The 13,115-nt window shown below is 70.7% G+C and carries 7 protein-coding genes and 2 pseudogenes; 1 reads left to right on the top strand and 8 read right to left on the bottom strand.

Translation table 11 applies throughout. The features are described from left to right. Window positions 1–5 precede the first annotated feature (5 nt). Window positions 6–926, bottom strand: a pseudogene (locus tag ACWPN3_RS07855) (Ig-like domain-containing protein); the annotation flags it as partial. Continuing rightward, a pseudogene (locus ACWPN3_RS07850) lies at window positions 919–3,288 on the bottom strand (DUF4347 domain-containing protein); the annotation flags it as partial. The pseudogenes ACWPN3_RS07850 and ACWPN3_RS07855, both read right to left, overlap by 8 nt. Before the next feature lie 521 nt (window positions 3,289–3,809). Between ACWPN3_RS07850 and ACWPN3_RS07845 the strand changes: the two are divergent. Then, window positions 3,810–4,472 carry an SGNH/GDSL hydrolase family protein gene (locus ACWPN3_RS07845; protein ID WP_492261218.1) on the top strand — a complete coding sequence of 221 codons (663 nt, stop codon included), beginning with the start codon at window positions 3,810–3,812 and terminating at the stop codon, window positions 4,470–4,472. A 20-nt stretch (window positions 4,473–4,492) separates the two neighbouring features. Here the strand turns inward: ACWPN3_RS07845 and ACWPN3_RS07840 are convergent, their stop codons facing one another. The 6 genes from ACWPN3_RS07840 to pseB all read right to left on the bottom strand — a co-directional run bounded on the left by ACWPN3_RS07840 (window position 4,493) and on the right by pseB (window position 12,997). Beyond that, complete coding sequence (locus ACWPN3_RS07840; RefSeq protein WP_492243643.1) at window positions 4,493–5,218, bottom strand: hypothetical protein; 726 nt, start codon at window positions 5,216–5,218, stop codon at window positions 4,493–4,495. A gap of 164 nt (window positions 5,219–5,382) precedes the next feature. Continuing rightward, on the bottom strand, window positions 5,383–5,976 hold the full coding sequence (locus ACWPN3_RS07835) for an IMPACT family protein (protein ID WP_492243644.1): 594 nt from the start codon (window positions 5,974–5,976) through the stop codon (window positions 5,383–5,385). 16 nt (window positions 5,977–5,992) lie between these two features. Then, the gene (locus tag ACWPN3_RS07830) at window positions 5,993–8,401 is read right to left on the bottom strand and encodes a calcium-binding protein (protein WP_492243645.1); all 2,409 of its coding nucleotides are present in this window, start codon (window positions 8,399–8,401) and stop codon (window positions 5,993–5,995) included. A gap of 99 nt (window positions 8,402–8,500) precedes the next feature. Next, window positions 8,501–8,797, bottom strand: coding sequence for a hypothetical protein (locus ACWPN3_RS07825; RefSeq protein ID WP_098734685.1), 297 nt, complete (start codon window positions 8,795–8,797; stop codon window positions 8,501–8,503). A gap of 140 nt (window positions 8,798–8,937) precedes the next feature. Then, window positions 8,938–10,503: a flippase gene (locus ACWPN3_RS07820; protein ID WP_109095215.1), complete on the bottom strand. Its 1,566-nt coding sequence runs from the start codon at window positions 10,501–10,503 to the stop codon at window positions 8,938–8,940. Between the two features lie 220 nt (window positions 10,504–10,723). Continuing rightward, window positions 10,724–12,997 carry a UDP-N-acetylglucosamine 4,6-dehydratase (inverting) gene (gene pseB / locus ACWPN3_RS07815; RefSeq protein ID WP_492261217.1) on the bottom strand — a complete coding sequence of 758 codons (2,274 nt, stop codon included), beginning with the start codon at window positions 12,995–12,997 and terminating at the stop codon, window positions 10,724–10,726. Between the last annotated feature and the right edge of the window lie 118 nt (window positions 12,998–13,115).

Here is a 13,115-nt window from a genome sequence, read left to right as displayed (position 1 = left end):
GCGAAGGAGCCGGCGTCGCCGACCGTCCCGGCCGCCGCGGTGAAGGTCAGGGCCGCGAGCTGGGCGATGGTCAGGCTCTGGTTCGCCGTCACCGCCGTGCCGTCGGCCAGCCGGACGGTGCCGCCGGCCGGCAGGCCGGTCACCGTCACGGTCAGGGCGTCGTTGTTGGCGTCGGTCGGAGCGGCGATGCCAAGCCCGACCGTGCCGCCGGCCTGGGCCGTCATCGTCTTGTCGGCCTCCGCCACCGGGGCGGCGTTCACCGTCAGGGCGACGGTCTGGGCCGCCGTGCCGCCATGGCCATCGGCGACGCTGTAGGCGAAGGAGCCGGCGTCACCGACCGTGCCGGCCGCCGCGGTGAAGGTCAATCCTGCGAGCTGGGCTGCGGTCAGGCTCTGGTTCGCCGTCACCGCCGTGCCGTCGGCGAGCGCCAGCGTGCCGCCGGCCGGCAGGCCGGTCACCGTCACGGTCAGGGCGTCGTTGTTGGCGTCGGTCGGGGCGGCGATGCCGAGCCCGACCGGGGAGCCGGCCTGCGCCGTCACCGTCTTGTCGGCCTCCGCCACCGGAGCGGCGTTCACCGTCAACGCCACGGTCTGGGCCGCCGTGCCGCCATGGCCGTCGGCGACGCTGTAGGCGAAGGAGCCGGCGTCGCCGACCGTGCCGGCCGCCGCGGTGAAGGTCAATCCTGCGAGCTGGGCTGCGGTCAGGCTCTGGTTCGCCGTCACCGCCGTGCCGTCGGCGAGCGCCAGCGTGCCGCCGGCCGGCAGGCCGGTCACCGTCACGGTCAGGGCGTCGTTGTTGGCGTCGGTCGGGGCGGCGATGCCCAGAGCGACCGGGGAGCCGGCCTGCGCCGTCACCGTCTTGTCGGCCTCCGCCACCGGAGCGGCGTTCACCGTCAGCGCGACGGTTCTGGCCGGCGGTGCCGCCATGGCCGTCGGTGACGGTGTAGGCGAAGGAGCCGGCGTCGCCGGCCGTGCCGGCGGCGGCGGTGAAGGTCAGGGACGACAGCTGGGCGAGCGTCAGGCTCTGGTTGGCGGTGACGGCCGTGCCATCGGCCAGCTGGATGGCGCCGCCGGCCGGCAGGCCGGTGACCGTCACGGTCAGGGCGTCGCCGTCGGCGTCGGTCGGCGCGGCGATGCCGAGAGCGACCGGGGCGCCGGCCTGCGCCAACACCGTCTTGCCGGCCTCCGCCACCGGGGCGTTGTTGGCCTGGACGATGGTGACGCTGCCGCCAGTGCCGACCTGGAACTGGCTGGCGGCGAAGCTGCCGGTCAGCGTCACTGCCAGATCGGTGCCGACCCGCAGGGTGGTGGAGGTGGCGCCCGTCTCGACCTGCATGGCGGTCAGATCGGCGCCCGTCATCACCAGCCGGTCGCCGACGGCGGCATCGGCGATGGTGACGGAACCGGTGGTCCCGGCGGCGATGCGGATGACGTCGTTGCCGCCATTGCCGGTGACGGTCGCCCCGGCCCCGACGGTCAGGTCGTCGGCCCCGGCGGTACCGGTCAGGGCGACCCGGTCGAAGCCGGTGGCGCCGGACAGATCCACCGAGGCCCCGGTCCCGGACGCCGTCACGGCGAGCGCGTTGCCGGTGCCGGTGCCCGTGCTGGTCAGGGCCAGCCCGGCCAGCTGCGAAGCGGCGAGCGTCAGGGTGGCGTTGCTGCCGGTCACCTCGATGGCCTCGATGCCCGACATCGCCACCCCGGACAGGTCGGCGCTGCCGGCGATGCGCAGGGTGTCGGACGCGGCACTGCCGGCGATGACCTCGAAGCCGGCCGCCTGCGCGCCGGTCAGGGTGACGTCATGCGCCTTGCTGCCGGTCAGCTCCAGCCGCTCCACCCCGGTCAGCGTCATCCCCGTCAGGTCGATCGCGGGGGAGGCGACGGCGGTGTAATATTCCAGGTCGTAGCCGTTGTAGCTGCTCAGGTCGTCGGAGTGGATCTCCAGCGTGTCGGTGCCTTCGCCGCCGTCGAAGCTGACGGTGCCGGCATCGTACTGGCTGACCACGATGTAGCGGTCGTTGCCGGCCTCGCCGAAGATCTGATCGGCCTGGAGTTGGCCATAGCTGCCGGCGCTGACGATGCCGGCGAGGATGGTGTCGTCGCCGTCGCCGCCATGGATGGTGTCGCGTTCCCAGTCGCCCTTCAGCAGGTCGTTGCCGGCCCCGCCATAGATCAGGTCGGCACCGCCGCCGCCGGCCACCGTGTCGTCGCCGGCGTCGCCGTGCAGCTCGTCATTGTCGGCGCGGCCATAGATCAGGTCGTTGCCGCCGCCGCCGAACACGGTGTCGTTGCCGTCGCCGGCCTCCAGCGTGTCGTTGCCGGCCCCGCCATGCTCCAGGTCGTTGCCGCCATGGCCCCAGAACCACACGGCGGTGTCGCCGGCGGTCAGGCTGTCGTCATGCTCCGACCCGACCCAGCGCTGGATGTCGACGAAGGTGTCGCCGGCGGCCTCGCCGGTGTTGTTGGCACCGTTGGTCAGGTCCAGCGTGATGCCGGTGGTGGCGTTCTCGTAGGTGACGATGGTGAAGCCGTTGCCGCCGACATAATGGTCGGCGCCCAGCCCGCCGTTCAGCGTGTCGCCGGCCGACTGGCCGCTGTTGCCGCCGCCGACCAGCGTGTCGTCGCCCGCCCCGCCGATCAGGCTGTCGTTGCCGGTGCCGCCGACGATGCTGTCGTTGCCGGCCCCGCCATTGATGGTGTTGCCGGTGTCGTCGCCGATCAGCGTGTCGTCGCCGTCGCTCGGCGTGCCGGTGTAGGCCAGCCGCTGGACCCAGGCGCCGGTGTCGGAGACGGGCAGGGCCGCGGCGATGGGCCCGGTGGTCACGTCGAGGTCCCAGGAGGCGCCGAGCGACGGATGGCCGACCGGATGGCTGGCGGCGGCGACGCGGGCGCCGGTCGCCTGGGCGAGCGCCTGGGCGAACCGGCCGCCGTCGGCGCCGGTGTCGCAGGCATGGATCAGGATCTCGGTGTCCGGGGCCTGCGGCCAGGACCGTCCATCCGCCTCACGGCCGGACAGCGCCGCGATGTCGAGCCGGCCTGCACCCAGCCGGACCGCGCCCGGCTCGCCATGGGCCAGCAGATGGATGGCGGCGGGACGGTCGGCGAGTGCGGCGGCGAGAGCCGCCCCGCCATCCTCATCGGCCGCGACCCGGACGATCCGGACATCGGGCCGGCAACGGTCGAGCAGCAGATCGAGATCGTCGAGGCTGGCGTCCGCAATCAGTACGTCGCGCACGGATGATCCTCCTTGATGGCGGCAGGGCAGAGGAGCTGGGACAGGGCAGTCCATCGGCCGTCGGTCCACACCGCACTCCGGTGATGATTATTGAGGCCAATCGGCCGTATTCACCCAAATGTGAGGAGGAAGACGCCACTAACAACTCAATAAAGCGGAGTATCTCCGGCAAGAATGGGGGAGACTTGCAGTTAAATAAAAAGAAGGCAGCCTCATACGCAGTCGGGTATTTCGTCTTTTCTCCATACCACCCAGAGATATTCCAAAAAATCCGCCTTCTGATAGGGAACCTTTTTTCCCACACGAAAAAGTGGTAGGGCGGCTCCGGCCGAAGGCCTGGCCCGGAACCGCCGCAAGGCGGACCGCGACAAGAGGAACCGAAATAAAGAGGGGTCCGCGACAAGGCTCCAAGTTCAGCGGCGCAATGTTCAGCCTCAACCCCATCGGGGGTTGCGCAGGCGACTCTCCCCCACATCACATCGCCGGCCCTGGCCTCCGATCCGCAACCCGGATCGTTGGCTTCCGCCAGGATACCGGTATGGTGGGCGGCGAGGCGGGCAGGGGCAGGGCAGGCGATGCACAGCTGGTATTTCGTCGGTGACAGTCATGTTCAGGCCTTGGAAATTGCCGCCACGTTCGGGCTGTTCCGCCGGCCGTCCCGGTTCCTCATCGTCCCCGGCGCCACGGCCGTCGGCCTGCGCAATCCTGAAAGCCACACCCAGGCCATCACCCTTTTCCGGGAGGGGCTGCTGCCCGCCCTGCCGGACGTCGTGCCGGTCATCCAGCTCGGCGAGGTCGATTGCGGCTTCGTCATCTGGTGGCGGGCGCAAACGCTGGGCGAGTCGGTGGAAACACAATTGGCGGCGTCCATAGAGGCTTACGCCCGTTTCATCGACACGCTGATCGATGCCGGCTACAGCCGGGTCGTGGTGACCGGAGCCGTCCCTCCCACCATTCCCGACGGTCATCGCCAAGGTGCCGTGGCGCGCGCCCGCCACATGGTAACCGCAAGCCTGCGCGACCGCACCGAGCTGACGATGCGCTACAACCGGCTGCTTGCGGCGGAAGCGGCCCGGCGGCGGCTCCCCTATACCGACATTTCAGCGCATGTCCTCGATGCCGGAACCGGGCTGATCGCCGACGCCTACCGCAGCCCCAACCCACGCGACCACCATCTGCATCCGATCCAGGGCGCCTATGCCTGGGCCGAGGCGATCAACGGCCTGGAGGCCCGGTGAACGGACATGGCGGACGATTCTCAGACCGCGCCGCGCCGTGACGGCCGGCGGGTCTCCACCACCGCGAAGGCGATCAGCAACCGCCGCTCACAGGGAGCCGCAACCGGCTCCACCCCATGGAACGAGCGGTCGGACGGCGCATAGGCCAGCAGATGGTTGGGGCGGTAGGGAGCCTGGGCCACCAGCTCGAAATCCGCGCGCCGGTAGCGCTCCACCCCCCGTCCGCGGAAATCGGGATCGCGGGGCCGGTACAGCGCCGTGCCCAGGGACGATGCCTGCGGGTTGGACGGGCCGCCGTCCGCCGGCATGTAGAGCAGCATCGAGAACATCGTCGCCTCGATGTCCGTGTGCGGCAGCATGGCGTGGCCGGTATGGTCCTCGATGATGCGCATGTTCAACACCGGCGGCGCGTCGACCCAGCCCAGCTTGTCGCGGACCTGGGGAAAGCGCTCGGCCATCGCTGCGACGATGTCGGGATTGAACAGGCAGTCGCGCACGTCGCACCAGACCGCCGCCCGTTCCCCGTCGCACCGGGCCAGCCAGCTTTCGGTCAGCGGCACCTGATGGCGCGACGGCAGCTCATCGGGTTGAAGGATGCCGAAGGCAGCGGCATCCGGCCATTGGGCGCAGGCCCGGGCATAGAGGTCGGCGGGCAGGAAATCCGGCACGACCAGATGGGGGAAAGGATCGGTGCTGATCGCCGTATCGGACAAGCGGTTCAGAGCGTGCAATGCGGCGTCGGTCATTCATCCTCCGGATACTACCGGGGAAACAATAGCAACCCATGCTTGGGCGGGCAACGCAACCGCCCCGCCACGTCATGCACGCAGAAGGACGGAATTTCGGCCCCCTGCCTTCCAGGCAGGAGAAAACACATAAGAATGCTTATGGAAAAATATACGTCAGCCGCTCATTCCCCGCTGCGCTCGACCACCGCCTGCCCGCGGGAAATGTCGGTGACCAGCCGGACGAAGGCATCCGCCCGGTCCTGGGGAAGCGTGACCAGAAGCTGGACCCCGTCGGCGGTGAAGCCGGTGGTCTCCACCCGCGTGCCGGGGAAGCTGCCGAGGCTGGAGCGGATGCGCGCCTCCTCGGCGAATCCGCAGGCGACCGACAGGGTGGCATAGGCGACGATGGGCTCGCGCTCCGCCGCTTTCAGGCAGCTTGCCGCCGTGCCGCCATAGGCGCGCACCAGCCCGCCCGCCCCCAGCAGGATGCCGCCGAACCAGCGGCTGACCACCACCGCCACCCGGTCCATTCCCTGCCCTTCGATGGCCTGGAGGATCGGCCGCCCAGCGGTCCCGCCCGGTTCGCCGTCGTCGCTGAAGCGATAGACGTCGCCGACCCGCAAGGCCCAGCAATTATGGCCGGCATCCGGCAAGCTGCACGCGGCGATGAAGCGGCGCGCCTCCTCCTCGCTGCCGGCCGGGGCGGCCTGGGCCAGGAAGCGGCTTTTCTTGATCTCCTGCTCGAACCGTTCGGTCCTGACGAGGGTGAACATCATGAGGGTGACCGCCGGCCTACAGCACGAAGTCGAAGGCGGAGAAGCTGTAGTTGGCGATGTTGACCTGGATGCGGAAATCGGCCGTCCGGTCGCCGTTCACATCGCCCTCGATCAGCGTCACCGAACCGGAGGACTGGTAGCGCAGCTGGCCCGCCGCGCTGAAGGCGGCGGTGCCGATGAAGGTGAAGGCGTCGTTCGCGGTGGTGCCGGCGATGGCGTCGATCTCCGATAGGTCGATGCGGTCGCCCTCGGCGCCGGCGGTGGCATAGCTCGCCAGCCCCTTCAGCGCCGCCGCCGCCACGACGGCACCGTTGAAATTGACGATCACGTCGGGGGCGGCGAGGGTCGATTCGTTCAGGTTGCGGATGGAGAAGACATCCGCCCCGGCACCGCCGTCCAGCAGGTCGGCGGCGTAGCCGCCGATCAGCGTGTCGTTGCCGTTGCCGCCCAGCAGCACGTCCTCATAGCCGGTGACGGTGTCGTTGGGGTTGACCGAGATCTCGTGGCTGCGGTCGGAATAGACGTCGCCGAACAGCACGTCGTCGCCGCTGCCGCCGCGCAGCACGTCGCTGCCCAGCCCGCCATAGAGCGTGTCGTTGCCGGCGCCGCCGTCCAGCCAGTCATTGCCGGCCCCGGCGTCGAGCCAGTCGTTGCCGTCCTCGCCCAGCAGGGTGTCGTTGCCGACGACGTCGATCACGTCGCCGCGCATCAGGTCGTCCCCCGCACCGCCGAACATCAGGTCGTTGCCGGCCCCGCCCTCCAGCTGGTCGGCGCCGTCGCCCCCCAGCAGGACGTCGTTGCCGGCATTGCCGAACAGCGTGTCGTTGCCGGCCAGTCCGGCGATGGTGTCGTTCCCGGCGCCGCCGCCGATGGCGTCGTTCTGGAGGCCGCCCACCAGATAGTCGTTGCCGGTGGTGGCCGCGGCCGAGACGGTCAGACCGCTCAGCGAGGGCTGGGAGAAACCGACCAGCGACCCCAGCGGATAGACCCCGTCGGTGGCCTGCAACAGCTCGATGCCGGTCAGCGTGTCGGTGCCGTCGGGACCGCTGATCTGCAGGGTGCCGCTGCCGTCGAAGGACAGGCTGTAGGAGGCGAGCGCCCCGGTCAGCACGAAGCTGTCGATCCCGGCAAGCCCATCCACCGCATCGCTGATCGGGTTGCCCAGCGCGTCATAGGCGGCGCTGCCGCTCAGCGTGTCGTTGCCGGTCGTGCCGGTCACCACCACCGGCGCCGCTTGCGGCAGCAGCAGGTCCGCCGCCCAGGCGGGAGCGGCCTGCGCCATGGCCAGCCCTTCGGCGGCAGCCGTCACCGACCGGCCGGGCGCCGCCCGCAGCGGCCGGCCCTCCCTGCGGCCGAAGGAGAGGTAATGGAGCTTGGCCGCGGTGGCGTCGCCGCCGGTGGCCGCCGCCACGTCGGTGTTGGCCGCCAGATAGGCGGCGGCATCGAAGGTGACGCCACGCCCCTCGCTCCGGCCGAAGCGGGCGTAATGGACCACCGCCGCCGCCGGATCGATGCCGACAGCGGTCAGCACGTCCGGGTTGGAGGCGAGATAGCCCAGCGCGTCGAAGCCGGCGGTCCGCCCTTCGCGGGCGCCATAGGCCAGATAATGCCGGATGGCGGCCCCGGCATCGAGACCGACCGCCGCCAGCACGTCCGGATTGGCCGCCAGATAGCCCAGCGCGTCGAAGCCGCTCAGGCTGCGCCCCTCGTTCCGGCCGTTCCAGGCGTAATGGGCAGCCGCGGCGATCGCGTTGTCGCCGAAGGCGGCGGCAAGGTCGCGATTGGCCGCCAGATAGCTGCGCGCATCGAAGGCGAAGGCCGCCGGAGCGGCGGTGCGTCCGTCGACGGTCAGCAGCTCGACATCGGTCAGGGTATCCGTGGCGAGGCTCGACACCACGGCATAGCGCCGGCTGTCCAGCGCCACCACCACCGGCGTCTCCGCGCGGTAGCTGCCGCCCTGGGCGGCATAGCGGCGCGGGTCGGCGGTGTAGATGGCGCGGTCGGTGCCGGCACCGCCATCGAAGCTGCGCCCGCCGGGAATCCCCAGATAGACGCTGTCGTTGCCGTCCGCCCCGACGAAGCCGTCGATCTGCTGGAAGATGCGGGCGCCTAGCCGGTCGAGCGTCCCGCCGGTCAGGGCGACATCCAGCCCGTCGATGCGGTAGCGCAAGAGCCCAGCCGCATCGCGGTCGGTCAGGCCGGTGAAACGGACGGATGCCGCCGCCCCGCTGCCGGCGGCGGCATAGTCGAGCGTGGCGGCATGCGCCCGGCCGGCGACCGTGCGGGTGACGGCCAAGCTGCCGGCGCCAGCGGCGATGGAGGAGGCATCCGGCACGGTGGTGAAGGCATCGGCGACGAAACCGTTCGCCAGCCGGGCCTCATCCAGATCGAGGGCGAAGCCCTGCCCCGCCACCAGCCGTGCCATGCACGCTCCCCCAAACCCCTACCGCAGGACGGCACCGGCCGCCGGGTCAGGGCCGATCAGGCAACGTCAACCGGATGACTGAGATCAGATGACCTCTGATCAGATGACCTGGAGATAGGCCGGGTCGAGCGCGCCGTGGCGGAACGGGATCCAGTCCTTGTGGTCGGCGCGGTACTGCAGGCCGTAGGGGTTCTTGAAGAAGATCTTCTGCAGCGGCTGGCCGCCCTCGGCGCGGGTGCGCTCCAGGTCGATCAGCGCCGACGAGGCGAACACCTTTTCCCACAGCTCGGTGTTGTCCACCTCGCGGCCGGCGTTCTTCACGTAATCGCGCGCGGTGTCGCTGAGCTGCCAAGCCTCTTCGACCATCGCGTAATAGTCCACAGTACCCTCGGCCATGGCCTTCGAACTCCAACCAGCGTTGCACAGAGTTTCCGCTCACATAGCGCATTTTCGGCGGCAAAGGAACCACCTGCGCGCCGCAGCGGCCGGGCATGGCCCCCCCCGTCCGGATAGACGGCCATGCCCCGACCGGGATGTTACGGGCGGTCCGCCGCCGCTCCGTCGATGGCCTGCCCGTTCATGCGGGGGGCCGGCAGCGCGGCGGGCAGCGGGACCGCCCGGTTCTTGCGCAGCGGTGCCGCCAGCTTCTCCCAGGACCGGGTGCGCAGCAGCCGGCCGGCGACCCCCAGCCCGACCGCCAGCAGGCCGGCCAGGCTGATCGCCGCTCCCACCGGCCCGCCGACCAGGAGGCCGGCCAGCCCGGCGACCCCGGCCAGCAGGGCGCGCAGGCCGATGGTCAGCGCCACCGTGCCCGTCCCCGGCGCCACGCGCGGCAGCAGCACCAGCAGCAGCCCGCAATCGACCGCCGTGCGCAGGCTCCAGGCCGCGGCGGCGCCGACCGCGCCATAGCGCTCGGCCAGCAGCCACAGCACGCCGAGATAGACCGGCAGCTCGGCAAGCTGCAGGCGCGCCGTCACGTCGACGCGGCCGACGCTCTGGATCAGCGTGTTGGGCACATAGGCGGTGGCGTTGAAGAAGACGCCCAGCATCAGGATCGACAGCACCGAGGCGCTGTTGGCGGCGAAGGCCGGCCCCAGCCACAGCTCCAGCGCCGTCTCGCCGCCGACGATGGTGGCGGCCTGCATCGCCAGGAACACCGCGAGCGTCAGGTGGCCGCCGGCGTCCAGGATGCGGCCCAGCGCCGGCGGATCGCGCCGGAACAGGCTGGAGGCCAGCGGGAACAGCGCCAGCGACAGGGCGCCGGGGATCACCATCAGCCGCGACAGCAGCTCGAACGGGGTGGTGTAGAAGGCGACCATCGCCGCCGGCACCAGGCTGAGCAGGATGAAGCGGTCGGCATAGAGCATCGCCGGGCCGACCAGATTGTTCAGCATCATCCAGGCGCTCATGGTGAACAGCCCGCGCAAGGACGGGCGGCCCCAGCGGCCGGGGCGCAGCAGATCCGGCACTTGGCCCACCGCCAGCACGCCATAGCCGACCAGCCCGATGAAGCGCCCGACCGCGATGGCGGCGATCACCGGCACCAGGCTCTGGCTGAAGGGCAGCACGAAGAGCGGGCTCAGATAGTTCAGCACCCCCACCGTCATCCGCACCAGGCTGATCGGGCGGAAGCGCTGGTGCGCCTCCAGCACGCCGCGCAGGCCGGCGGAGACCAGGGCGATGGGCACGATGGCCGCCGCCACCAGCAGGCTGAACCGGATCTCGTCCGGCGAGGTGCCGGTCTCCAGCTGGAAACGGTCGGCCAGCAGCCCGGCGCCCAGCGCGACCACCCCGCCGGTCAGGAGGCCGATGGCCCCCATCAGGGCGATGGCCGGCCCGGCGATCCCTGCCGTGTTCGCAGAGCCCTCCCCCTGCCCGTCCCCCTGCCCACCGGCATGGCCGATCCGGTCGGCGACGACCTGCACCAGCGACCGTCCCAGCCCGAGGTCCAGCACGCCCAGATAGCCGAGCAGCGCCCAGATCAGGGTCAGCGCGCCGAAGCGCTCCATCCCGACGGCGGAGATGAGCCACGGAATCGACAGCAGGGCCGCCGCCATGGGCAGCCCCTCGCCGAGCAGATTCCAGAGCGTGTTGCGAAGCAAATTCGGAGGTCCGTACGCGAAACACTGTGAAACGGCATTCGGGACGACCCGACCTCGGCCATCCGGCTCTCCAGCCGTTCGACCTAGGTCTATGCCCTCCTGACGACGCCATTGTTATCGGTCCATCCCGTCCAAAACGCTAACGGAATCGCTTGGGCGAAATGGTCATGACTCTGAACGGCCACCTGAACGGCCGCACGCGTTCCGGGCTGGGCACCCGTCAGGACAGGACCCGCTCCAGCGCCGCGGCGACCCGGTCGACGTCGCCGTCGGCCATGGCCGGGAACAGCGGCAGCGACAGCGTCTGGGCGTAATGGCTCATGGCGCCGGGCAGGGCGAGGTCGCCGTAGCGGCGGCGCCAGTAGGGTTGGCGATGGACCGGGATATAGTGCACCTGGGTGCCGACGCCCAGGGCGCGCAAGGCCGCCATCACGGCCGAACGGGTCCGCCCGGCCGCTGCGAAATGGATGCGCGCGGCGCACAGGTGCCAGGCCGGCCGGCACCAGGGCACCAGGGCCGGCGGCCGCACCAGCGGGGCCAGCGGCCCCAGCCGTTCGGCATAGAGCGCCATCAGCCGAGCCCGCCGCTCGACGAAGCGGTCGAGCCGGCCGAGCTGGCTCAGCACCAATGCCGCGTGGATGTCGGACAGGCGGTGGTTGAAGCCCGGCTCCGCCATCTCATAGTACCAGGGGTTGGCGTTCCCCTCCGCGTCCAGGGCGGCGCCGGGATCGGCGAAGCCCTCCCCCGGCCCGGGCTCGCGCATCATGCCGTGGTTGCACAGGCGCCGTACCCGCGCCATCAGCGCCGGGTCGTTGCCGGTGACCGCGCCGCCCTCCCCGGCCGCGATGGTCTTGACCGGATGGAAGGAGAAGACGGTCAGCGATCCCGCCTCGACCTGCGGCCACCCGGCGCCCACCGGCCTCTCGGCTCCCTCCGACAGATCGCCCCCTGATGAATAGGCCGTGCCGATGGCGTGGCAGGCATCCTCGACCAGCGCCAGCCCCTCCGCCTGCGCGAGCGCCGCCAGCCCATCCATCGGCGCGGTCTGTCCGGCATAATGGACGGGGGCAAGCGCACGGACGCGCCAGCCGGCGTTGCGGGCGCGGGCGATGGCGGCCTCGGCCTCGGCGACGCCCATCAGGCCGCTGTCGGGATCGACGTCGGCGAAGGCGACCTCGGCCCCGGCATGGCGGGCGGCCGACGCCGTGGCGAGGAAGGTGTTGGACGGCACAACCACCGCGTCGCCCGGCCCGATGCCCAGCGCCGCATAGGCCAGCCGCAGCGCCGCGGTGCCGTTGGCGCAGGCCACGGCGTCTGCCGCCCCAACCCTCGCGGCGAGCGCCCGCTCGAACCCGGCGACCGCCGGCCCCTGGGTCAGCCAGTCGCCGCGCAGCACCGCCGTCACGGCGGCGACGTCCTCCTCCTCCACCGACTGGCGGCCATAGGGGAGGAACGGCAGATCCGCCATCAGGGCGCTTCCGCCAGCAGGTCGCGCAGCCGCTCGCCATCGAGCCAGTCGTCGTTGCCGTCGCTGGCATAGCGGAAGCCGTCGGCCACCGGGCGGGCATTCAGCCGCTCGTACGGCGCATGCTGCCAGAAGGTGAAGGCCGGCTCGATGACATAGCGGTCGGCCAGCTCGTAGGTTCTGGCGGGAATCGTCCTCGGTGATCATCACCTCGTGCAGCTTCTCGCCCGGCCGGATGCCGACGATCTTCTGCGGCAGGTCCGGCGCCATGGCGCGGGCGAGGTCGGCGATGCGCAGGCTGGGGATCTTCGGCACGAAGATCTCGCCGCCCTGCATCATGGCGAAGCAGGACAGCACGAAGTCGACGCCGTGCTGCAACGTGATCCAGAAGCGGGTCATCCGCTCGTCGGTGACCGGCAGATGGTCGGCGCCCTCGGCGATCATCTTGCGGAACAGCGGCACGACGCTGCCGCGCGACCCCACCACATTGCCGTAGCGCACCACCGCGAAGCGGGTGTCGAGCGCGCCCGACAGGTTGTTGGCAGCGATGAAGATCTTGTCCGACGCCAGCTTGCTGGCGCCATAGAGGTTGATCGGGTTGGCCGCCTTGTCGGTCGACAGCGCGACAACGCGCCGCACCCCCATCGACAGCGCCGCCCGCACCACGTTCTCCGCCCCGTAGACGTTGGTGTGGATGCATTCCATCGGGTTGTATTCGGCGGCCGGCACATGCTTCAGCGCCGCGGCATGGACGCAGAAATCGACGCCGCGCATCGCCAGCTCCAGCCGCTCGCGGTCGCGCACGTCGCCGATGAAATAGCGCAGCGTCGGCGCCCACTCCGCCGGCATGCGCTGCTGCATCTCGTACTGCTTGAACTCGTCGCGGGAGAAGATGATGACCCGGCGCGGCCGGGCGTGGCGCATCACCGTCTCGACGAAGCGGCGCCCGAAGGAGCCGGTTCCCCCCGTCACCAGCACCGACCGGCCGTCCAGCATGCGCAAGCCCGCCTCGAGCCCGGTGCCCGGCATGTCGGCCCCATCCGCAGGGATCCCCGGCTTCGTCGCGCCCGCCTTGCTGGAATGTATCGTCACCGCCGGTTCCGTCCTTTAAAGCCGCATCGCCCGAAGCCGCCGCACCCGGTGCCCA

The organism is Azospirillum sp. UENF 111221 (genome assembly GCF_058780625.1).
The sequence above is the reverse complement of the archived record's forward strand: the minus strand, read 5'-3'. Positions and strand labels throughout refer to the sequence as shown.